General features: G+C 61.0%; 18 protein-coding genes and 3 pseudogenes. 6 read left to right on the forward strand and 15 right to left on the reverse strand.

Annotated features, from left to right (window positions below; genetic code table 11):
* Positions 1-178: 178 nt before the first annotated feature.
* Both HNQ71_RS33155 and HNQ71_RS33160 read left to right on the forward strand, forming a co-directional pair.
* Positions 179-1,636 (forward strand): NAD-dependent succinate-semialdehyde dehydrogenase, encoded by a 1,458-nt coding sequence (locus tag HNQ71_RS33155; protein ID WP_425492302.1) that lies wholly within the window; start codon positions 179-181, stop codon positions 1,634-1,636.
* Positions 1,637-2,410: 774 nt separating this feature from the next.
* The gene (locus HNQ71_RS33160; protein WP_184878867.1) at positions 2,411-2,590 is read left to right on the forward strand and encodes a hypothetical protein; all 180 of its coding nucleotides are present in this window, start codon (positions 2,411-2,413) and stop codon (positions 2,588-2,590) included.
* A 306-nt stretch (positions 2,591-2,896) separates the two neighbouring features.
* On the opposite strand, the pseudogene HNQ71_RS33165 reads toward HNQ71_RS33160, so the two are convergent.
* The 5 genes and pseudogenes from HNQ71_RS33165 to HNQ71_RS33180 all read right to left on the reverse strand — a co-directional run bounded on the left by HNQ71_RS33165 (position 2,897) and on the right by HNQ71_RS33180 (position 7,575).
* Positions 2,897-4,134, reverse strand: a pseudogene (locus HNQ71_RS33165) (type II toxin-antitoxin system HipA family toxin).
* Positions 4,127-4,456 carry a helix-turn-helix domain-containing protein gene (locus tag HNQ71_RS33170; RefSeq protein ID WP_184878929.1) on the reverse strand — a complete coding sequence of 110 codons (330 nt, stop codon included), beginning with the start codon at positions 4,454-4,456 and terminating at the stop codon, positions 4,127-4,129. Before HNQ71_RS33170 ends, HNQ71_RS33165 begins: the two are co-directional and overlap by 8 nt.
* Positions 4,457-5,640: 1,184 nt before the next feature.
* Positions 5,641-5,769, reverse strand: a pseudogene (locus HNQ71_RS35300) (helix-turn-helix domain-containing protein); the annotation flags it as partial.
* Between the two features lie 371 nt (positions 5,770-6,140).
* Positions 6,141-6,440 carry a DNA -binding domain-containing protein gene (locus HNQ71_RS35305; RefSeq protein ID WP_246462402.1) on the reverse strand — a complete coding sequence of 100 codons (300 nt, stop codon included), beginning with the start codon at positions 6,438-6,440 and terminating at the stop codon, positions 6,141-6,143.
* Between the two features lie 583 nt (positions 6,441-7,023).
* Positions 7,024-7,575 carry an acyl-homoserine-lactone synthase gene (locus HNQ71_RS33180; protein ID WP_184878871.1) on the reverse strand — a complete coding sequence of 184 codons (552 nt, stop codon included), beginning with the start codon at positions 7,573-7,575 and terminating at the stop codon, positions 7,024-7,026.
* Between the two features lie 739 nt (positions 7,576-8,314).
* On the opposite strand from HNQ71_RS33180, the gene HNQ71_RS33185 reads away from it, so the two are divergent.
* Positions 8,315-10,405, forward strand: coding sequence for a prolyl oligopeptidase family serine peptidase (locus HNQ71_RS33185; protein ID WP_184878874.1), 2,091 nt, complete (start codon positions 8,315-8,317; stop codon positions 10,403-10,405).
* A 180-nt stretch (positions 10,406-10,585) separates the two neighbouring features.
* Positions 10,586-11,281, forward strand: coding sequence for an OmpW/AlkL family protein (locus HNQ71_RS33190; protein ID WP_184878876.1), 696 nt, complete (start codon positions 10,586-10,588; stop codon positions 11,279-11,281).
* A 519-nt stretch (positions 11,282-11,800) separates the two neighbouring features.
* Here the strand turns inward: HNQ71_RS33190 and HNQ71_RS33195 are convergent.
* Positions 11,801-12,016, reverse strand: a complete 216-nt coding sequence (locus HNQ71_RS33195) for a helix-turn-helix domain-containing protein (RefSeq protein WP_184878879.1) — start codon at positions 12,014-12,016, stop codon at positions 11,801-11,803.
* A gap of 147 nt (positions 12,017-12,163) precedes the next feature.
* Between HNQ71_RS33195 and HNQ71_RS33200 the strand changes: the two genes are divergently transcribed.
* The gene (locus tag HNQ71_RS33200; protein WP_184878882.1) at positions 12,164-12,415 is read left to right on the forward strand and encodes a DNA -binding domain-containing protein; all 252 of its coding nucleotides are present in this window, start codon (positions 12,164-12,166) and stop codon (positions 12,413-12,415) included.
* 29 nt (positions 12,416-12,444) lie between these two features.
* Here the strand turns inward: HNQ71_RS33200 and HNQ71_RS33205 are convergent, their stop codons facing one another.
* The 9 genes from HNQ71_RS33205 to HNQ71_RS33240 all read right to left on the reverse strand — a co-directional run bounded on the left by HNQ71_RS33205 (position 12,445) and on the right by HNQ71_RS33240 (position 19,498).
* On the reverse strand, positions 12,445-12,849 hold the full coding sequence (locus tag HNQ71_RS33205) for a DUF2285 domain-containing protein (protein ID WP_184878885.1): 405 nt from the start codon (positions 12,847-12,849) through the stop codon (positions 12,445-12,447).
* Positions 12,850-12,994: 145 nt separating this feature from the next.
* Entirely contained in the window at positions 12,995-13,249 is a 255-nt protein-coding gene (locus HNQ71_RS33210) for a transcriptional regulator domain-containing protein (RefSeq protein WP_184878888.1), read from the reverse strand.
* A gap of 136 nt (positions 13,250-13,385) precedes the next feature.
* On the reverse strand, positions 13,386-13,691 hold the full coding sequence (locus HNQ71_RS36000; protein WP_425492299.1) for an acyl-homoserine-lactone synthase: 306 nt from the start codon (positions 13,689-13,691) through the stop codon (positions 13,386-13,388).
* 91 nt (positions 13,692-13,782) lie between these two features.
* Positions 13,783-13,905, reverse strand: a complete 123-nt coding sequence (locus HNQ71_RS36005) for a hypothetical protein (protein WP_425492300.1) — start codon at positions 13,903-13,905, stop codon at positions 13,783-13,785.
* A 98-nt stretch (positions 13,906-14,003) separates the two neighbouring features.
* Positions 14,004-14,729, reverse strand: coding sequence for a LuxR family transcriptional regulator (locus HNQ71_RS33220; RefSeq protein WP_184878891.1), 726 nt, complete (start codon positions 14,727-14,729; stop codon positions 14,004-14,006).
* Between the two features lie 567 nt (positions 14,730-15,296).
* On the reverse strand, positions 15,297-16,709 hold the full coding sequence (locus tag HNQ71_RS33225) for a Glu/Leu/Phe/Val family dehydrogenase (protein WP_184878894.1): 1,413 nt from the start codon (positions 16,707-16,709) through the stop codon (positions 15,297-15,299).
* Positions 16,710-16,916: 207 nt separating this feature from the next.
* Positions 16,917-18,104 (reverse strand): acetyl-CoA C-acyltransferase, encoded by a 1,188-nt coding sequence (locus HNQ71_RS33230; protein WP_184878935.1) that lies wholly within the window; start codon positions 18,102-18,104, stop codon positions 16,917-16,919.
* A 53-nt stretch (positions 18,105-18,157) separates the two neighbouring features.
* The gene (locus tag HNQ71_RS33235) at positions 18,158-18,787 is read right to left on the reverse strand and encodes a 3-oxoacid CoA-transferase subunit B (RefSeq protein WP_184878897.1); all 630 of its coding nucleotides are present in this window, start codon (positions 18,785-18,787) and stop codon (positions 18,158-18,160) included.
* Positions 18,788-18,802: 15 nt separating this feature from the next.
* The gene (locus HNQ71_RS33240; protein ID WP_184878900.1) at positions 18,803-19,498 is read right to left on the reverse strand and encodes a CoA transferase subunit A; all 696 of its coding nucleotides are present in this window, start codon (positions 19,496-19,498) and stop codon (positions 18,803-18,805) included.
* Between the two features lie 345 nt (positions 19,499-19,843).
* Here HNQ71_RS33240 and HNQ71_RS33245 point away from each other — a divergent pair.
* Positions 19,844-20,263, forward strand: a pseudogene (locus HNQ71_RS33245) (transposase); the annotation flags it as partial.
* Between the last annotated feature and the right edge of the window lie 49 nt (positions 20,264-20,312).

Below are 20,312 nucleotides of genomic sequence, written 5' to 3' on the forward strand. Positions count from 1 at the left end.
GGAACCGCGAGCCATCTTTCGGAGAATTCAAAGTGTTCTCCCTCTCCCGTTGGGTACGGTGGTCTACCAGCTGCCCGGCCGAGGCCCTAAGGAACCCGGACGTCGCGGAATACATCGCAGCCTGCTACATACACTCGCTGTGTTGAAGAGGAATCCGGTATTGCCCCTTTGCCTGCCGATGATCCGCCACCTGAAAGCCCCCGAGCTGTTTGGACCCATTGATCGCCTGCCGGTACTTGGCACGCGAGTTAGCAAGCGGACATTCGAGGTCCTCAACCCGTCGACCGGCGAAGTGCTGGCGGAGCTTCCCGACATGGGTGACGAGGAGACGCGCGCTGCGATCGACAAGGCCTATGTCGCGCAGCCTGGATGGGCAGGATTGACCGCACGTGAGCGCAGCGACGTTCTGTGGCGTTGGCATCAGTTGATCATCGACCATGCCGACGATCTCGCCGCAATCCTCACGGCGGAGATGGGCAAGCCGCTTGCCGAAGCCAAATCGGAGGTATCGCATGCTGCGGCGTACCTGCAGTGGTACGCCGAGGAGGCCAATCGCATCTATGGCGAGACCATCTCCGCACCATCGACGGACCGTCGGATGATGGTGATCAAGCAACCGCTCGGCGTCGTCGGGACGATAACACCATGGAACTTTCCAGCCTCCATGGTGGCACGCAAGATCTCGCCAGCCTTGGCCGCGGGCTGCACCATTGTCCTCAAGCCCGCTGAACAGACACCGCTCGTGGCTGGCGCAATGTTCGCCCTCGCTCATCAGGCTGGCTTTCCCGAAGGCGTCGTCAACCTGATCTATGCATCCGAAGGTGATGCGGTTGGCCGTGAACTCTGCGCCAATCCCAAGGTCCGCAAGATCAGCTTCACCGGGTCGACCGAGGTTGGCCGGCTGCTGATGCGCCAGTGCTCGGACCAGATCAAGAAGGTCAGCCTCGAGCTCGGCGGCAATGCACCTTTCATCGTCTTCGACGACGCCGATATCGACGCTGCGGTCGAGGGTGCGATCCAGGCGAAGTTCCGCAACGCCGGCCAGACTTGCGTTTCGGCGAACCGCCTTTACGTCCAATCGAGCGTTCACGACGAGTTCGTCGAGAAATTCGTGGAGAAAGTCCGGCGTTTATGGGTTGGTGACGGCTTCGCTCCCGGAGTGGACATCGGGCCGCTCATCGACAAGCATGCTCTGGCCAAGATCGAGTCCCATACCGCAGATGCCGTCGAAAAAGGCGGCACAATTCGATGCGGGGGCAATCGCATCGGCAAGGATGGCACGTTTTTCGAACCGACGGTCCTCACCGAAATTTCCAGCGTGATGGCGGTTGCGCAGGAAGAGACTTTCGGGCCGCTGGCGCCGATCATTCGCTTCGACGATGCGGATCAGGTCGTGCGTGAGGCCAACGACACGATCTACGGCCTCGCCGCCTATTTCTTTGCCTCAAACCTGAAGCGTGTCTGGCGTGTCGCCGAGGCCTTGGAATATGGCATGGTTGGCATCAACACCGGACGCATGTCCTCGGAAGCGGCACCCTTCGGCGGGATAAAACAGTCCGGTATTGGGCGGGAGGGTTCCCGCCATGGCCTCGAGGACTACCTCGAAATGAAATATCTCTGCATGGGCGGGATCTGAAGAACCTGCTTCAGGGCTCGCAGATGGGGCAATTGCACGAGCGATCTCCGAATACGGGAACGAAGTATCGTTGCTCGACGCGGTGCCGGCGTGCGGCTCCGCACCCGTGCAGACACAATCCTGAAGTACTACCCTGGCTGGTTGTATTTCTCGACGAGACGAGCGCCTGCATTGTCGACGAAGAGGGCGCGCATGTGACGGAGGACGAGCTTGCGAGCGATCAGGCGTTCCTTGCCGAGAAGGCCTCGAGGTTTCGAGTTGCAGTTAGGTAAGTGGTCCAGCAAGGTCCCTTGTTTGCAGTGGCGCGCCGCGTGGGCCGGTACATCAGCGGCTTCACCGGTCCGCCCGTGGCGGCGAACCCACTGCTCGATCGACTGAAGCTTCTGGGGGCGGCCTGATCTTGATCCGCAGACGATTGCCGGTAGCCTACGGCATCGCGTGGCTCGCCTGCGTCCGGCAGGGCGAACGCTACTTGACCGATGCTTGCGCGACATCAGCTCAGATTGGCATCGGGCGATCCTTGGGGTTGCGCCTGGAATAGGAGGCAGCGATCGGGACATTATGGTCGAGACCCGCGGTTGGATGTGGGGAACATCTGGCGCGAAGCAAAACGGCTGGATGATGAACGGATTGCGATCCCAAGGCCGCAGTCCCAGATACGTTGCGTGCCCCGCTCCGGGAGGTTCGTCCACAGCAATACTTGGCCGATGAACTCTTTGGCACTGTCGTGCGAGGATATCATCGCTTCCGCCGCCACCGGTGGGATCACTTGCTTTGAAGGCCTTTGTGGATAATGCGGAGCCGCTGGGGAAACTCGAGCTCGGCGGCCAGAAACTCAGCAAGGACGATATCCTCAAGATCCTAGATGCCAAGGGCGCGGCGCAGGCGGTGCAGGCCTTGCTGGAGAACGCGGAGGCGCTGGCGAAGCTGGAGTTCTCCGATTGGGGTCGGTGAGGTCAGGCTTTCCCGTCTTTTCCGAACGATGTCGCCCCGTTGGTCACTCGCTTCTCTTCGCGGTCCGCGCCGGACCGGCCGCATGATGGGCTAGGAGAGCGAGGCCTCTCAATCTGTTGAACGAGCCTGGGAGGGTCCATCCAGGATCTAGACTGCCAACGAGATCGCTTGCCCATCGTCCCCTTAGGAGCGATCCGGATCACCCCTCGGGTAATCACTGTATGTTCCTTTTCGTTTATCTGTGTCGTATCTCATGCCACGCGGGGCCGCCGGGACTGACGCTGCTGGATCGAAACTGTGAAGGTATCACAGCGCCAGCGCCCGCTTGAGGTCGTCGTGCTCGAAGGCGCTGGCCATGCGGTTTATCTCGGCCGAGCGGGCGCCGACTGCCTGGGCGGCATCCCGCCATGTCGCGGTCACGGCCGCGACTCCTTTGATAATCGCACGGGCTTGCGCCAGCGTGAGCGCAAAAAACTCCGACGCAGCCTCCAAAAGATCGAGCGAACAGGTGCCCTCCTCGAGATCAGGTCGTGAGCACCCGCGCCTTGAGATCGGTCGGGATGGGATTGAGGTCGTATGCCGGTGAGAGTGACCATCCCGCCTTTCCCAGCCACAGGAAGCCGTGATTGCGCAGGTGATCGTCGACATTGGAGATCAGCACGTTGAAAACGACACGCCGATAGAGGGCATGGGCGTCCGTCTTTCCCTGTGCGCCGTGTTGCGCAAGGGCATCGACGATCTCCGGATAGCTGCCACGCTCGCCATCCTTGGCGCCCATCATCGCCATTGCCGATAGGAACGGGATGCGGATCGCACCATCACGATCGAAATGCCGCGACAGCATGACCGCGTTTCCGGCGACATCGATCAGCTCGTGCAGGGAGTGGCGATACCTGCCTGACCGGCCAGCCGTAGCGCGATCTCCTCCCAGGTCTCCATGCTGTAGTCGTCGGTCTCCTTCGGAAACTTGGCGATGGAGAGGCGACCATGTTGGTCGATGACCGACGCCTTCGGCCGGCCGAGGAGGAGCCAGGGGCAAAGATGAGCTGCATGTCTTCGTCCGTTTCCTCGTCACGAAGAATTCGCCCGGTGATTTGGAGCAGCCGGCCAAGCTCGATCAGGGCGGGAACGCCATCGCGGGTCGGTGCCTGAAAAACCTCGTCGCCAACCCAGCGCAAGCGGAGTGCGCCAAGGCGGGTCTCGTCGGCGACGCCAAGCAGATAGTCGCTTTCCGTGAGGGTGCGAACGGCGCGTCCTTCGCGTTCCGCCTGGCGGCGCTCGGCGCGCTGCATAAGGCGGCGACCCCAAGTATCTGGCGCCGAGTCGCTGATGGACCTGAAAGTCGCAGGACCGGCAGAAGGAGCGAAGGCCCCGCGGGTCAGAGCAAGAGCTGGCTCCAGCGAGAAGCGGTCCGGCTCCTCAAGCCTTGCGCCGTCATACTCGAAAAAGGATGGTCTCCGAGCCTCGGACGCGATTGCTCCTCTCGCCATTCCGATCGGGTGTATGCGACCGTCCAGATCGATATGCACCTCGAAGTCAGTCATCGCGCGATGATCCGGCTGGCCGCCTGAGATGGACGTGCTTAGGCAGATCGGCGCTGGCCAGCGCCTGTCCGACGCTGTCGTTTCTGATGTCGGCGACTTGACTCAGGCCCTCTAGCAGGCCGAGCGCCTGCAGGACGCCGGCATAAATGCCGATGCTGACGTTGTTGTCCCCGGCTTCGACCCTTTGGAGTGTCGAGCGAGACGTGAAGGCGCGGTCGGCCACGACCGCCATCGGCAGCCGTCGCCGTCGACGCGCATCGTGAATGTCCGCCCCAAGCTTACGCAGGGCGCGCCGCACTGGAGGGTTGTGTGGGGTTGGTATTTTGACACCTTCGCACTACAAAACGGCCAAATATGTAGCACGAAGGTTACAATTTTTCTAACCCCGTCAAGGGCGCCGCCCCAGCAGGGAGCGAAGGTTTGATCGTACCGCCGTCGCGACGGCATCGACCGGGAGATTCTGAACGTCAGCGATCGCGGCGACAGTGGTTTTCACGTCAGCGGGCTCGCTGGGACAAATATCAATTTGAGTGAAGGGGCCATCTGCCTCAGGATCCGATCGATCGGGAATTCGGTGACGAGGGCGCCCCCGATTCGAGCGGGGTATCTCAGCAGCGACGGACAATTAGCAGCCGAGCGTCGCGTTTGATTGGGCGCAGGAGTTGTCGTCGTGGATCTGTTCATGCGGCGATGGACATGGAGATCTCGCGCCAGCTCACGGACGGCGCCGACGCGATCATCCCGTCGAACAGACGCCGGCTTCGGTCGCTCAAGACGGCGAACAAAAGCTCTTCGACGACGAGTTCCTCGCCCCTGGGCGCTGAGTCTATCCGGCGCTTCTTAATGCCGTCGGCAATCCCACTCGAGACGGTTGGAGATTGCCTTCCCATGTTCCATTCGCCGCAATCCTCATCAGCCGAACATTGCCGCCGCCCAACTTCAACTCCTGAACACCAGGGGCACATACACCCTGAAACCGAATGCCCGGCAGGAGCCTGAGCTCGCTGCCGGGCCGGGTACGCCTTGGGAGGTGGCGTAAGTCAGCGGTTTTTCGGGGCCATGAGACGACTTCTCCTCAGTCCGAACGCCTTTTGCCGTAGACCTTGCATGTACCGTGCCAGAGCAAAAAAGCATTTAAAAACAACTGATGGATCAGATTATGCTGCGTTGCGTATCCGACATTGTCGGGTATCGGACAACGCTGAACGTGGCTGAATGGCGCATGAATCAGTTTCCCCGGGGGGATTTTGTCCGCTATTCCTTGAGACAGCGCCGGGCAACCGGGACCCACTGCACGCCAGGCACACCCTGATCGATTGCGACGGCTCTCGCAATCGAGTGCGACGTCTAGTTCGAGCGCGCTGTCAGTCGATGCTGGGACGGCGCGTAGCGCTGTCAAACTTTCCCGCGTATCATCATTGCGCGTCTGTCTGTGCCCGCCGATCCTACAAGACTGAGGCTCAACTTCGAGTACCTTGCAAGCTTGTCGATCATAGTGGCGCCTTACACGCCACGTTCCAGCGCACTGCGGTAAGTCCGGTCAACGCCGGCCTCATGGGCCAACGCGTCATGTGATAGCCTCTTTGTCTGTCGATGCTGTCGCAGATTGCGGGCAAAGACTTCTCGAATCTGCATATATGAGAGGCCAGCTCCTGTAGAGCATCTCACCACGGAGTATTCTAACCGGCACGGGTGGAAGCTCAGAATTGTGAGGGTAAGAACCCATGTCACGTAACCCGCGTGTGGTCGACGACGTCCTCTGGCAGAGGCCTCGCGAAGCTACGACAGGGAGCATTTCAGAATCTACCTGCGGATCCTGGACGCCTGCGCCGACAATGCCAGCGAAGAGGAAATGGTCGATCTCATTCTCGGCATCGACCCGGCCCCTGAACCCGGCCCCTGAACCGGTAGCGCCCGCAAGGCGCTTCGGAGCCATATCGACCGGGCGAACTGGATGGTGACGACCGGCTACAAGGAACTGTTCGCCTGACGCACAGCGCGGACTGTCACCTAAAATCTCTGTATCCGCCATGCATGAGCGCGCGGCCACGAGAGACGGCGCGGCCAATGCGGTCGCGCAGGTGATCGCGAGGATCCCTCCAATCGGCGTGGACGCGCCGTTGACCGATCAGAGCTTCAGCGAGCTCGCGATGTGGCGCTCCGGCGAGCGATCCGTCGAGCGCACGAAGAACGAAGGTCAAAAGGGGGGCGCGTTTTTCCGGCGGAAACAAGCGAGCGGGCAGTTGTTGACCCAGACTGAGGGCATTGAGGCACTCGATCGCCCTCAGGCGAGGCTTCGAAAGCATCGCGGGCCAGATCGCCTCGGTACGCAGGCAAACTGGGTCCAGGATGTCCGCGCCCGAGACGGCGAGCTGGAGGGTATGCTCCACATTGCCAAGGAGCACATTTTGGCTCTTGTCGGGCGCAAGCAGGACTGTCGCACGACATGGCAATGCCGCCAGGTCGAACGGCGATGTTGCCGAGGATGCAGACAGCTGTTCGGCAATGACCGGCAGCACATTTACGCACCGGCGCTCACACCAGAATACGACCGAATTGCGCCCGTAAGACTCGGCGAAACAGAACACCCCAGAGCGACAGATCGCCGCCGACGCGATCACGTCGATAAAGGCTTCGCGAGACAGAGTATTGGCCTGCTGGCGCGCGGCGAGCAGTTCACGCTGGAATGCTAGATCGCGGCGTAAGAACTCCCCGGCCCACTCGCGCAGCGTCAGACGAGCGGTGAATCGTACGATCTTTCATCCCGCCAGTCAGCCCGATCAGCCCAGTCAAAAGAACTGTAGGCATGACTGTGGCTCCCCTGCCCGCTTGGAGGACGTCGAAACATCATGCCATTTGGCAAACCACCGGCGCCGAAAGCACCGGACGTCAAAGGCGCCGTTTTGTCGAACCGTGTGCCATTGGCACTGTCGAGAACAGAAGACGCACGCAACCAGCGACCAGACCGTCGAAACCGCGCAGCAACAGCCAGCGCGGTGTGAGCGGGTCAAAGGAGTCGATTTCATAGCCGCTATCGACTTCTGCGACCCGTTCCAGACGTTCCTCGAAGACGCGGTAGCGCGGACGGTGGATTGCACGCCGTTTGTTGGCACAGTTGTCGTAGCGCCGGGCGCAATAAGCTGGGTCATCGAAGGCCTCCTCGGGGAAATTTCCCCGCCATTGGAGGCGAACCTTCACACTATGGCAGCCTGTGCAGTTGCACAGGTGAAGCCGACTTATCAGGGAATCGAAAAAAACCGAACCGGCGAGACGCGCAATCGCCTGTTTGGTGGGGCTCACGCCGAGCTTCTCTGCGGGCAGTATCGAGATGGAGCGCGGCTGTGCGCCGCTTGACCCCAGGATGCAGCCGATTTCCCAGGCAGACTTGCCCCGCACTGCCCATTGTCGCGGGCACATCAATCCGCGCAGCGTCAGCGACACACCGTACACCCTGGTCTCTCGCCGAGATACTCCACCGAGCCGGAGCACCCGGTCTCCTGAACCTTCGTACCTTGCATATCGGATGACGGCCCGACTGCAGGCCAAGTTGTCGTGAGGATCAATCGCATGCGTCCGTTCGAACGCAGCTTGCTGGCGCGATCGATATAAACTTCAAATGCGTCAAGCGGACGGTAGCCTAGAATGCTGGCAGACTTGCACAACCATCAGGTCGGCCGGCCGGTGCCCCGGTTCCCTTTTTCTCGGGTCTTCGACTCTTTTCGTTGGCGGTGTTGATCAGACGCGCAGCCGGTCTTTTCGCTCAGATCGTCCGTCAACTCATGGGTATCTGCTGATCGAAGCCGGGTACGTGAAGCGTCTTGGAGCAAAGATGTTGCGTCCCAACCAAGTTCGCTGTGAACTTCACTGCTTGAGTTTTGCAGGGTGTCCTGCGAGCTCGCGCACGAGATCGATCAGGCGCTTACGGTTGCAGTCATTGTCGGATCTCCGACGATGTCGGACATGAGACACAACGCTATCAGAGTGATCGCATTGTTCTGAACGATTTTCCTAGTTGGCACGACACATGCAGTCCTATCCGCAAACGCCCTGCCGCGCCGCACCGACTGAGAAGAACTCATCCCATGATCACGCTTTTCGAACGTGCGGTCGCCGCCGCTAACACTGGGCGTTCCCGAGCCGACGGAAGCCTTTGCGCTTTCATTCCTAGGGTTGTCCGTACATGACCGCATTCGATGTCCGTCCAACTCTGAATGCTCCCGACGATGATCCCTATCTTTGGCTTGAAGATATAGAAGGCGAACGGGCACTTGCCTGGACCGCCAGCCAGTCGGCCAGGACCCTGGAGAACTTCGGTGGAACGCAGTTCGAGCGCGACCGCGCGCCCCTGACAGCGATTTTCGACCATCCCGACAAGATTCCCCTGATCACGCGCCGCGGTCAGTACCTCTACAATTTCTGGCAAGATGCCCGTAACCCGCGCGGACTGTGGCGCCGGACCACCCTTGCCGCCTACATGAAGGCGGATCCCCAATGGGAGGTACTGCTCGATCTGGACGCCCTCGCCGTTAGTCACGGAGAGGACTGGATCTGGGGCGGCGCGTCGATCGAGCCTGAGAGACGGGAAAAAGCCGTTCTGCGCGGGTCGCGCGGCGGCAGCGACGCGGTCGTGCATCGCGAATTCGATCTTGGGACTCTGAGCTTTGTCGCCGACGGTTTCAATCTCGCCGAGGCCAAGGGCGGCATTAGTTGGCTCGACCCTGACACGCTTCTGCTTTCCAGTGCGCTTGGTGATGGCATGGCCACCCGCTCCGGCTACGCGCGCACCGTGCGGCTGTGGAAGCGTGGCGCGGATCCGCTCACCGCGCCGGTAATCTTCGAGACCGGCTCCGAATCCCTCAGCGTGTCTGGCTATCTGGACCGCACCGTCGAGAGCAAGCGCCTTTGGTTCATCGAAAAGCCGGCCTACTTCGAGAAGATAGTCCGCATTGGCAATAGAAGCGGGCCCAAGGTTGAGATCGACCTTCCTCGGGACGCCTGGTGGAATGGCTTCGATGACTGGCTGGCGGTAAAGCCGCGCAAGCCCTGGACGGTTGGAGGGACTACCTATGCCGCCGACGCGCTGATCGGCATCTCGCTTTCCTCTTTCATGGCCGGCGAGCGCGGCTTTGTCGCCCTGTTTGAACCAGGCGAGAGGCGCTCCCTGCAGTCATTTTTCTGGAACAACGGGGAGCTCATCATCTCCTACCTGGTGAACCTCGTTCCGCGTTTCGAGACGTTCACTCCGCGCCGGCAGGAATGGACGCGCCGAGCCCTGGACACCGTGCCCGGCCGCGGGACTGTTAACCTTTGGTCACTCGATGCGCAACTTCACGAGACGAATGGAGAGATCCTGGTTTGGGCTCAGGATCCGATCACGCCGCCGCAGCTTCTCCTGTTCGACCTCGATGCCGCGCCGCCTCTCAGCGCTTCAGTGATCCTGAAGCGCAACCCGGAAAATTTCGACGCATCCGGGCTGATGGTCACGCGTCACGAGGCGGTCTCGATTGATGGTGAGATGATCCCCTATACGCAGGTCGGTCCGGCGAACGGGACCGGGGATGCCCCGGTTCATCTCACCGCCTACGGCGGGTTCGGCATATCGCGCCTGCCCCACTACAACTCCTCGCTAGGCAAGCTGTGGCTCGAACGCGGCGGCACGTGCGTAGTGGCAAACATCCGGGGCGGCGGCGAGTTTGGCACCCGTTGGCACGAGGCCGGGCGCAGGGAGGGCAAGCGCCTCACCCACGACGATTTCGCCGCCGTTGCCGCCGACCTGGTGCGGAGGGGCATTACGCGGCCGAGGCGGATTGCCGCCGAGGGCGGCTCAAATGGCGGCCTCCTGATCGCCAATATCCTTACCCGCTATCCCGAGCGTTTCGGCGCGCTGTTCTGCACAGTTCCGCTTATCGACATGCGCCGCTACACCAGGCTCTTGGCGGGCGCGAGCTGGATTGACGAATATGGCGATCCCGACAAGCCGGAAGATTGGACTTTCCTGAAGGAAATCTCCGCCTATCACGCCGCGATGCCGGGACAGCCCTATCCGCCGATCCTGCTCGCCACCACGAAGCGGGACGACCGCGTCCATCCGGGCCACGCGCGTAAGATGGCCGCAAAGCTGCAGGCTCTGGGCTATCCCGCTTACTTCTACGGGCCCGGCGCAGGCGGGCACGGCTACGGCAAGGACAATCGGGAGCGGGCAGCATTCATTGCCCTTGGCACCAATTTCCTTCGCAGTGCCATCGGCTGGCAAGACGATCGCGTTCGATAGGTAGGCGCAACCCAGACAAAGGCAATGTTTCAATAAAGTCAGCACAGGTCGGTGATTGCGGGAAAGCGCAAACACAGTCTCAGGCAAGAGGAGCATGGGCATCCGTCACTTCAAGTAATTCTGGCAGTATTCGTAAATAGCAAAGTGCGTCATTTCTGAAGATAAAGGAGAGAGAATATCATGGCGAGAAAGCGAATGGGCGTGGCGCGGGGAGTAACAGCCGCCGTCGTCTTCATCGTGGTGGGACAGCAGGCCGTCGCGGCGGATCTTGCGCAAGCCGCAAGCGTCCCGGAGATAGGAGCCTCGGTCACCGAAGCGCCAAGCCCCTGGCAGATCCGCCTGCGTGGGTTGGGGGTCATCACTAAGGATTCGGGCTACGTCAATGCGGTGCCCGGCTCCGGTCTTTCCTATTCGGACACCGTGATCCCGGAACTCGATATCACCTATTTCTTCACGGACAACATCGCCACCGAACTCGTACTCGGCACCACCTATGCCAACATCGACGGCCAAGGAACGATCGGCGGGTTGGGCAACGTCGGCAAGGTTTGGCTGCTGCCGCCCACGCTCACATTGCAGTATCATTTTACCGATTTCGGCGCCTTCAAGCCCTATGTCGGTGGCGGCGTAAACTACACGATCTTCTATAACCAGGATGTCGGCAGTGCCGATGCTCTCAATGTTAAGAACACGTTCGGCGCCGCGCTGCAGGTCGGGTTCGACTACATGGTGGATCGGCACTGGGGCGTCAACTTCGACGTGAAGAAGCTCTTCCTCAAGCCAGACTTCGACGTCACGGTGGACGGCGCGAAGCTGACGGGGAAGGCCGAGCTCGATCCCTGGTTGATTGGCGCAGGTGTCACCTACCGCTTCTGAAACGAAAGGCGAAAGCGGCTTGCTGACAGCCGATCTGAAATGAAGGGCGCCTTGTGCGCCCTTTTTGCCCTCGGCCCTGCACAGGCGAATCGACCCGGATCATTCGAACAGGCAGCCTTGTTGCCCGTGGGCTGGGAGGTGCCGGAAAACAGGGGAACGTTCTGATCAAATTTATCGATGACCATCCGACGCATAGCAGCCGCTGGTGGGGGCCGTTGTCGAGAGGGCGGCCCCCGCTTCCGCCGGACCAGGAAGAATACCTATGGTCAACGCGGCCTCGACTAACGCCTGAAATGGAAGTGCTTATACCCACCTTGAGCAGGATGGCTTTGCCGTTGTTTATGGAATGCTGCGGCTGGCACTCCTTGCCGACATCAGTCTCCCGGACGTCAACAGGTATGGCCGCTATGACCGCGAAATACCGCGAGGGCGGCGATCTCCAGGCGCGCAGGCGCCATTCAGCGGCAGCCCGAGTTCGCGGATGGTTAGTTCGGGCACCCCGGATCGCGAACATTGCTTCTATTTTTGCGGCGGTCTGATCAAATCGCAGGGATCGACGTTCAGTGCGGCCGCCAACCGCCCGAGCACGCTTACGCTCGCAGAAACACGGGCGCGTTCGATCGAGCCCACGTAGCGCATGCTAAGCTCAGCGCGCGCAGCTAGCTCTCCTTGCTTCAGTTCCTGCTCATGGCGCAAACGACGCATATTGATGGCCATGATCTCTTTGAGATCCACAGCGAGATAGGGACCTGAACGGGAACTATCGTTCTAGGAATGATCGTTCCTATTCGCTATAGAGGACCGGTCGACAGAGCCCTTTGTGCGGATCACCACCGGACCGCCCTACATGCGCTGGAAACCCGAAAAGATTTAAAGTTCGTCATGAAGCCGGAAATCATAGAAGAAGTCCCCTGGTCGGACGGCCTCACGGCCTACGACAAAGAGCATTTCACGACCTATATGCAGTTGCTCGATGCCTCCGCCGACGACGCGAGCGAAGAAGAAATGGCGCATCTGATCCTCGGCATTGATCCGGCACGCGAACCGGAGCGCGCCCGGAAGGCTCTTCGCAGTCATCTCGACCGTGCGAACTGGATGGTCACGACCGGCTACAAGGATTTGTTCGCCAGCTGACGAAACGGGCAATGCGTTCCGACGCGCTTTCAAGCAAGGAAGTCCCTGTACCCGCCATTCATGAGCGCATGGCCGCGGTGAATGGCGCGGCGGATGCGGTTACGCAGATTGTCGCGAGGATCTTTCCAGTCGGCCTGGACCGGCGGCTGGCCGATCAGCGCTTCCACGATTTCCCGGTGCGAAGCCCCCGCAAGCGAACCGTCGAGCGCCTGAAGGACGAAGCGGAGGCGGCGACCGCGCGCTTCCGGCGGAAACAAGGTCGTTGGCAGTCGTCCGTGCGCGGTAAGACTGTTGAGACACTCAAGTGTCCACAGCCGATGCTTCAACTGCCTGGTGGGCCAGATTGCGTCGAGATGAAGTCGGACGGGCAGCAAAAACGCTAGCGCCAGACACGACAAGCTGGAGATGCCGGTCGGCACACCGCAACAGAACATGTTGGCGGCCGTCGTCCGACAGCAGGACCGCTGCACTGCATGGCAGCGGCCTCAGGTCGAAAGGCGGCGTCGCCGACGATGAGGACACCTGTTCCGCGGCAACCGGCAAAACGTATGCCGGCGTGGACACCAGAATACAGCTGCATCACGCCTGAGAGAGTCGGCGAAACAGAACGCCCCAACGGGTCAGGTCGACGCGCGAGGCAATGATGTCGAGCGATGTCCGATTTTCCCGCCATTCGGCCCGCTCCAGTGCATGAGCCAAATCATGCCGGAATGCCGGACTGCGTCGCAAGAACTCCCAGGCCCAGTCTTTCCGGGTCAGATGAGCGGTGTAGTCGTACGAGGTCTTATCCCACCAATCCGGCCAGTCGGCGGCGCTGCCTTCTGCCCAGCTCATGACCCAGGCCTGCCTGCAGCACGGAAGCAACGACCAGACATCACGCGGCCCTGCAGGCCACCGGCGCCCACAGCACCGGCCCATGAAAACCGCCGTTCCGTCGAACGGCATCCAGCCTCTCGGTGGAGACGTCGAGCTATCCGGCCACGGCGCGGGTGGTGCCGATCGTGTGGGGTTCGCCGATCCGCGCAAGCGGCCAGCCGGCGCGGCGAAGGATGCGCTCCATGCGCAGATCGGTGACGGTGACAATTCGGCTGAGACAGCGCGACAGGCCGAACTCGATCATGCCGGCGAAGAGCTCGTAAGTGCCGACAGCAATTCCGCCGGTACCCTTCGGGGCGGATGAAGAAACATTGAGCGCAAAGTGGCTGCTTTCCCAGACGCTCGGTTCCTCGGGCGCCGTCTTCCCCTCCAACAGCACCGGAAAAGTGTCGCGAAGCATCGTCGGCCCGGTCGACGGAAGCAGGCGGACGCATCCATCGACACGACCATCGGAATGCGGCTTGAGCGCACCAAAAGGAATCGGTCTCGTACTAGCCATTCGTCCGCAGGTCCCAGTCGAGCCGCTCCTTGAAAACGCGGTATCGCAGACGATGCATTGCGTGCAGTTCGTCGGCAAAGTCGCCGTACCAATCGGGTGCGATAAGCTGCATCATGAGGGCCTCCGGGCAGAAATAACCCTGCCATTGGAGGCGAATGCGCCAGCCGAAACAGCCCGTGCACATACACAGGGGACCAAAGACGAATCAGTTTCTCAGAGAATGGAGAATCGTGAGGAGGCCAGCAGCGCTACGGCCTGATTTTTGGTGCGCACGCCGAGCTTCTTCTTGGCATTGTCCAGGTGGAAGGCGGCGGTGCGCGGCCTGATGCCCAAGATGCAGGCGATATCCCAGGCGGACTTGCCGCGGGCCGCCCACTGCAGGCACTCATATTCACGGGGCGTCAGCGAAACGCCGTCAACCATTCGAGTGCCGGACAGCTTTCGGCGAACGTAGATGTGAAAGCAGGTCGCCATGAGCTGAAGAGCCTGTTCATATCGCTCGGCGATGCGCAGGAACGCCGGATTGGGCTCATCAGCGGCAAAAGTAACCGCGGCAATGCAGCCGCGGCGATCGACAATCGGAATCGTCAAACCACAGCGGATGCTGAACTCGGCCGCTTCGTCGAACAGCCTCTGCTGAACCTGCGATGTCGCAAAGCCGCGCATATCCGATCCCCACCGAAACGGGCATCCGCCACAACGTGCACGAATAATGACCGGATCGACTTTCTGATACCGATTTTGCAGATAGTGCGCGGTCCAGCGAGCCGGATAGTTCGAGATCAGCTTGGGCTTGCCTGAACGTTGCGGTGGCAAGGACAAATAGGCAAAGGTGATCAGCTCCAGTCCTGCGGCCGCACCAGCCATGGCTTCGCGGAAATCCGCCTCATCGACACTTTCCGACAGCTGTTCCAGGAATGTCTCAAAGACGAGTTGCATGTCCTTCGTTATGCCTTGAACTCAATGATCGATTTCTCTGCTGTGCGCCGCCCCGACGTGTAGTCGCGACGATCAGCTGCATGAGCGCAGCCAATCAGCTGCTTGCTGCGGCGAACCGGTCGGCACCGATGGCCAAGGCTGCCTTCCGGATTGATAAGGACGCCCTCCGCTTGTGCATTCGGCGAATGGACCCCGGGATGTTCCTGCAACACAGCGGCCCGGGGTCAAAGGCTTGATGCGGTGCGCTCTGTCCCCCGCGCACCGGAAGCCTCATACAGGCCGAGGCCGCTGCGTAGGGAAGACGTCGAAGCTCGATGTGCAATTCGAGTGTGCGGATCACCCTCTTTCTCAATTCGTCGATCGCTGATGCGCTGCAAGTACTCCCATGGAGCTTGAAATATCACCCTGCCGGTGGGGAGGAACACCGGCAGGGCGCGCCGCGCAAAAGTCGCGGCCGCGTGGCGACCGGACAGCGGCGGCAGACTATGCATTTGCGCTCGATAGCCGCTTCTTCATTTCTGAACGCGTCATAGGGAAAGCCACGATCGACGCCGTTGCAGTGATCGATCATATCCCTATGGCCTCATATGCGCCGGCGATCTGTCGAATGGACGCGACGTAGGCGGCCGTTCTGTAGTCGCCGAGTTCCGGCTGCTCCTCAAGGAGGTCGGCGATACGTGCCCAAGTGCTGCGCATGACGTCCTCGAGGCCGGACCGAACCAGATCAATCTCGGCGCCTCCCTCTAGGAATTCGTCGCGCATGTCGGCGGGAAACGGCTTGCCTGTCATCCGCTCCAGCGCTGTGGCGATCGTCTGGTTGCGCCGCTCCCGCCGCCGCCTTTCCATCAACCCGAATGGGATATGGGTCAGGTTCTTCACCCATTCGAAATAGCTCACGACCACGCCGCCCGCGTTGACGTAGAGATCGGGAAGGATTGTCCCGCCTCGGGAGCGCAGTATTTGATCGGCCTGAAAGGTCACAGGGCCATTCGCGGCTTCGACGATGAGATGCGCCTTGATGCGCTCGGCATTGTCAATGTGAATGGCATTCTCCATAGCCGCGGGGATGAGGATGTCGCATGCTTCCTCGATGCCCGTCATGTCGCCCGCGAAGGACTTGGCACCGTCAAAACCGAGAATACTGCCGGTGCGCATGTGATGCTGCTTCAGCGCCTCAACGGGAAGGCCCTCTGGGTTGGCGATATATCCATCGCGTTCGGCAATGACTACGACGCGCGCGCCATCTTCTTCTGAGAGGAATTTGGCGGCGTGATAACCCACATTGCCAAACCCCTGAACGACCACAGTTGCCGGGTTCAGATCCCGCCGTCCCACAATGCCGGGCGTACGCGGATCGCGAAGATAACTTTGAATGGCGAACTGCACGCCGCGGCCTGTCGCCTCCGTGCGTCCGGCGATTCCGCCTTTGGACAGCGGCTTTCCCGTCACGCAAGCGCGCGCGTTGATGACATCGGTGGGGTTGGCACGGCGGAATTCGTCCATCATCCAGGCCATTTCCCGCTCGCTCGTGCCTACGTCCGGGGCCGGCACGTTGAGGCCGGGCCCGATCAGACCACGTTTGTTCAGCTCCTGAGTGAACCGGCGGGTGATCCGCTCGAGTTCTTGGGGTGTCCATTCGCGTGGATCAATCTTTAGCGCTCCTTTCGACCCTCCGAAAGGCACATCGACCAGCGAGCATTTGAGCGTCATAAGGGCTGCAAGCGCTTCCACCTCTTCAGCATCGGCATCAGGCGTAAAGCGGATACCGCCCTTTACCGGCTCGCAATGTTCGCTGTGCACCGAGCGCCAGCCGACAAAGCTGTACATGCGGCCGCGCAGCCTGACGCCAAAGCGTACTGTATAGGTCGAGTTGCATTGAACGATCCGCTCGGCAAGCCCCTCGGGAAGCTCGAGGAAGGACATCGCGTGACGGAAGTTCTTGTCGACGCTCTGCAGAAAACTGGTGGTGGAGGCTAGCATCGCTCACCTCCCGAGGCCGTGCTGCCCGCGCGGGCGCCGAAGCCGACGGGTGACGGGGTCTTCACGATTGCCGCTCGATGATCATCGCCAGGCCCGCACGAAGCTCGCAGCTGTCTTTGCACACATCCATATCTCCTTTTTTGGACGCTCTAGGGAGTTGCAGGTCAAATCTCGACAAGCGGGGTAGAAGCCCACCGATCAATCGGCTCAATTCGTCGCTTCCACGCACATCGCCACGCCCATGCCCCCGCCGATGCAGAGCGTCGCTAGGCCCTTCTTGGCGCCGCGGCGTCGCATCTCAAAGACCAGCGTGTTGAAGACGCGGGCGCCGAAAGCGCCGATCGGGTGGCCGATGGCGATCGCGCCGCCGTTCACGTTCACGATAGTGGGATCCCAGCCCAGGCCCTTGTTGACGGCGCAGGCCTGCGCCGCGAAGGCCTCGTTGGCTTCGACTAGGTCGAGGTCGCCAACAGACCAACCGGCCTTCTCCAGGGCCCTCTTCGAGGCCGGGATCGGGCCGGTTCCCATGATCGCCGGATCGACGCCGGCGGTTGCCCATGAGGCGATACGAACCAGCGGGGTGATACCACGCCGGGCAGCCTCGGCTTCCGTCATCAGCAGCGCGCCGGCAGCGCCGTCATTGATGCCGGAGGCATTGGCGGCGGTGACCGTGCCTTCTTTGTCGAAGGCGGGCTTGAGCTTGGTCATGGCATCAAGCGTGGCGCCGTGGCGGATATATTCGTCCTGATCGACGATGGTGTCGCCCTTCTTGCCCTTGATGGTGACGGCAACGATTTCGTCCTTAAACTTGCCGGCCTTCTGCGCCGCTTCGGCTTTGTTCTGCGAGGCCAGCGCGAACTGATCCTGGTCGTCACGGGTGATTTGGAACTGGCGGGCGACGTTCTCGGCGGTGCTGCCCATGTGGTAGCCGTTGAAGGCATCCCACAGGCCATCCTTGATCATGGTGTCGATCATCTTGTAGTCGCCCATTTTCACCCCGGCGCGCAGATGCTGGGCGTGCGGCGAAAGCGACATCGATTCTTGGCCGCCGGCAATGATCACCCTGACATCGCCGGTGGCGATCTGCTGCATGCCGAGCGCGATGGCGCGCAGGCCCGAACCGCAAACCTGATTGAGGCCCCAGGCGGTGGTCTCCTTAGCCAGGCCGGCATTGATCGAGGCCTGGCGAGCCGGGTTCTGCCCCTGCCCTGCGGTCAGCACCTGGCCGAGGATGACCTCGTCGACCTCAGCCGCTTCGACGCCAGCGCGCGACAGCAATTCCTTAATGACCACGGCGCCGAGTTCATGCGCCGGAGTGGCAGCGAAGGCGCCGCTGAAGGACCCGACCGGCGTGCGGGCGGCGCTGGCGACGACGATTGAAGTTTTGCTCACGATGGCTTCCTGTGTTTTTAGAACTGAGCCCTGGCTGTGGCGGGGACGGATCAAGCTCAGTTGACGATTGTTGCTTCAGTGGCCCCATGCAGTTCGGCGCCGGTTACTCCTTCGGCGAGTTCCACCACCTTGAGCCCGCCCTCAACGACGTCGAGCACGCCAAGATTTGTGATGATCCGATCGACCACGCGCTTGCCGGTCAGCGGCAGGGTGCAAGCCTTCAGCACCTTCGATTCCCCGGCCTTATTGGTGTGGTCCATGACCACGACTACCCGCTTCACGCCGGCGACGAGATCCATCGCGCCGCCCATTCCTTTGACGAGCTTGCCCGGAACTATCCAGTTGGCGAGGTCGCCGTTCTCGGCCACCTCCATCGCCCCGAGGATCGCCATGGCGATCTTCCCGCCGCGTATCATCGCAAAGCTCTGCGCCGAGTCGAAGAACGCCGAATGCGGCAATGCGGTAACCGTTTGCTTCCCGGCGTTGATGAGATCTGCATCAACCTCGTTTTCGGTTGGAAACGGGCCGATACCGAGCAGACCGTTCTCCGATTGCAGCATCACCCGGACGTCTTCGGGAATGTGATTGGCAACAAAGGTTGGAATGCCGATGCCAAGATTGACATACATGCCGTCCTGAAGTTCGCGGGCGGCCCGCACCGCCATCTGGTCCCGATCCCACGCCATTAATTTGTCCCTCCCTCAGACCGCTGCGCGCATTGTGCGCTGTTCGATGCGCTTCTCGTGAGCGCCTTGGATTAGGCGGTGCACGTAAATGCCGGGCAGGTGGATCTGGTCGGCATCCAGGCTGCCGACCGGTACGATCTCCTCGACCTCGACGACGCAGATCCTGCCGCACGTGGCGGCTGGCGGATTGAAGTTGCGCGCCGTCTTGCGAAAAACGAGATTGCCGGAGGTGTCCGCCTTCCACGCCTTCACAATGGACAGGTCTGCGACGATGCCCGTCTCAAGCACATAGGCTTCGCCGTTGAAGGACTTGCACTCCTTGCCCTCGGCGACCGTGCCCACGCCGGTTTTCGTATAAAAGCCGGCAATGCCGGCGCCGCCAGCGCGCATGCGCTCGGCCAGCGTCCCCTGAGGGCTGAACTCGATCTCCAATTCGCCGTTGAAGTACTGGCGCATGAACTCGGCGTTCTCGCCGACATAGGACGAGATCATCTTCTTGATCTGCTTCGTCGCCAGCAGCATACCCAGCCCAAAGTCGTCGACGCCGCAATTGTTCGACGCGATCGTCAGTCCCTTGGTGCCCGCCTCCCGGATCGCGCTGATCAACAGCTCCGGAATGCCGCAAAGACCGAACCCTCCTGCAGCAATGAACATCCCGTCAAACAATACACCTTCCAGCGCCGAGCCCGAATCGCTATAGATTTTGTTCATGTAGCTCGCCCAAGGATTAGTCGGTACTTCATTGTTGATGATGCGGTCCGTCTTATGCGCGGTCGCTCCAGATCAACAGGTGTTGGTTGCGTTTTTGCCGAGTTGCCTCGCAAACTATGCTCACGTGACACTCTAGTCGGAATGGCTGCCGGCGTGCGAGCAACGAGAGTTATTCCAAGGGCCGAAGATTTATGATCGAAGGCCACTCTCCTCAGATGATTATCGCGCCGTCGATTTGGCATCGGTAGGCATCTCGAAATCTCCGGATCACCGCTGGGCCGCACGAGAAGCGGCACGAGCACGCCGCGCGCGCGGACGGACGGAAGCATGGCGGAGACATCCGGCGCAGAAGGGCTTCCGGCGATCTGCATGGACGCCCGCCGTGCCAAGGCCGCGCTCGACATGGCGCACCGAACAAAACGAATGGCAACGACGCTGATGGCTCGGCCCATCTGGGCTCGGCTTCTACCGCGAAGTCCGGGTAAACGGCTATGACAGCATGCTGGTCCGCACGCTGGTGGCTGCGCGGACCAGACTGGTCAGGATACGACCGATCTCTCCAACCAGATCCGCGGGCTCATGAAGACGTTCGGTCTGAGCAAAGGCGGAAAGTTTGAAGACAACGTCCAGCGGCCTGGTTGCCGGTCGGGAAGCGCTTGCCCTTATTATGCTGCCGGTTCTCGAAGGCTGGCGTAGTGTGCGCACCCGCGCCGCCGAGCTTGGGCGGCAGCGATCGCCAGCGCCCGGCTGAGCGAGGCTTGCCAGCTGGACACCTCGATTTACCGCCCTTTTGGCCTGAACGAGTAGCGAGGAC

This window comes from Mesorhizobium sangaii, assembly GCF_014207355.1.
GTDB lineage: Bacteria > Pseudomonadota > Alphaproteobacteria > Rhizobiales > Rhizobiaceae > Mesorhizobium > Mesorhizobium sangaii.

Bases quoted from the DNA above. Each gene is read 5' to 3' on its own strand.
- HNQ71_RS33220 (WP_184878891.1), bottom strand. From the start codon at position 14,729: ATGCAACTCGTCTTTGAGACATTCCTGGAACAGCTGTCGGAAAGTGTC.
- HNQ71_RS36005 (WP_425492300.1), bottom strand. From the start codon at position 13,905: ATGATGCAGCTTATCGCACCCGATTGGTACGGCGACTTTGCCGACGAA.
- HNQ71_RS33200 (WP_184878882.1), top strand. From the start codon at position 12,164: ATGAAGCCGGAAATCATAGAAGAAGTCCCCTGGTCGGACGGCCTCACG.
- HNQ71_RS35305 (WP_246462402.1), bottom strand. From the start codon at position 6,440: ATGCTTTCGAAGCCTCGCCTGAGGGCGATCGAGTGCCTCAATGCCCTC.
- HNQ71_RS33155 (WP_425492302.1), top strand. From the start codon at position 179: ATGATCCGCCACCTGAAAGCCCCCGAGCTGTTTGGACCCATTGATCGC.
- HNQ71_RS36000 (WP_425492299.1), bottom strand. From the start codon at position 13,691: ATGCTTCGCGACACTTTTCCGGTGCTGTTGGAGGGGAAGACGGCGCCC.
- HNQ71_RS33185 (WP_184878874.1), top strand. From the start codon at position 8,315: ATGACCGCATTCGATGTCCGTCCAACTCTGAATGCTCCCGACGATGAT.
- HNQ71_RS33210 (WP_184878888.1), bottom strand. From the start codon at position 13,249: ATGAGCTGGGCAGAAGGCAGCGCCGCCGACTGGCCGGATTGGTGGGAT.
- HNQ71_RS33190 (WP_184878876.1), top strand. From the start codon at position 10,586: ATGGCGAGAAAGCGAATGGGCGTGGCGCGGGGAGTAACAGCCGCCGTC.
- HNQ71_RS33205 (WP_184878885.1), bottom strand. From the start codon at position 12,849: ATGTTCTGTTGCGGTGTGCCGACCGGCATCTCCAGCTTGTCGTGTCTG.
- HNQ71_RS33240 (WP_184878900.1), bottom strand. From the start codon at position 19,498: ATGAACAAAATCTATAGCGATTCGGGCTCGGCGCTGGAAGGTGTATTG.
- HNQ71_RS33235 (WP_184878897.1), bottom strand. From the start codon at position 18,787: ATGGCGTGGGATCGGGACCAGATGGCGGTGCGGGCCGCCCGCGAACTT.
- HNQ71_RS33225 (WP_184878894.1), bottom strand. From the start codon at position 16,709: ATGCTAGCCTCCACCACCAGTTTTCTGCAGAGCGTCGACAAGAACTTC.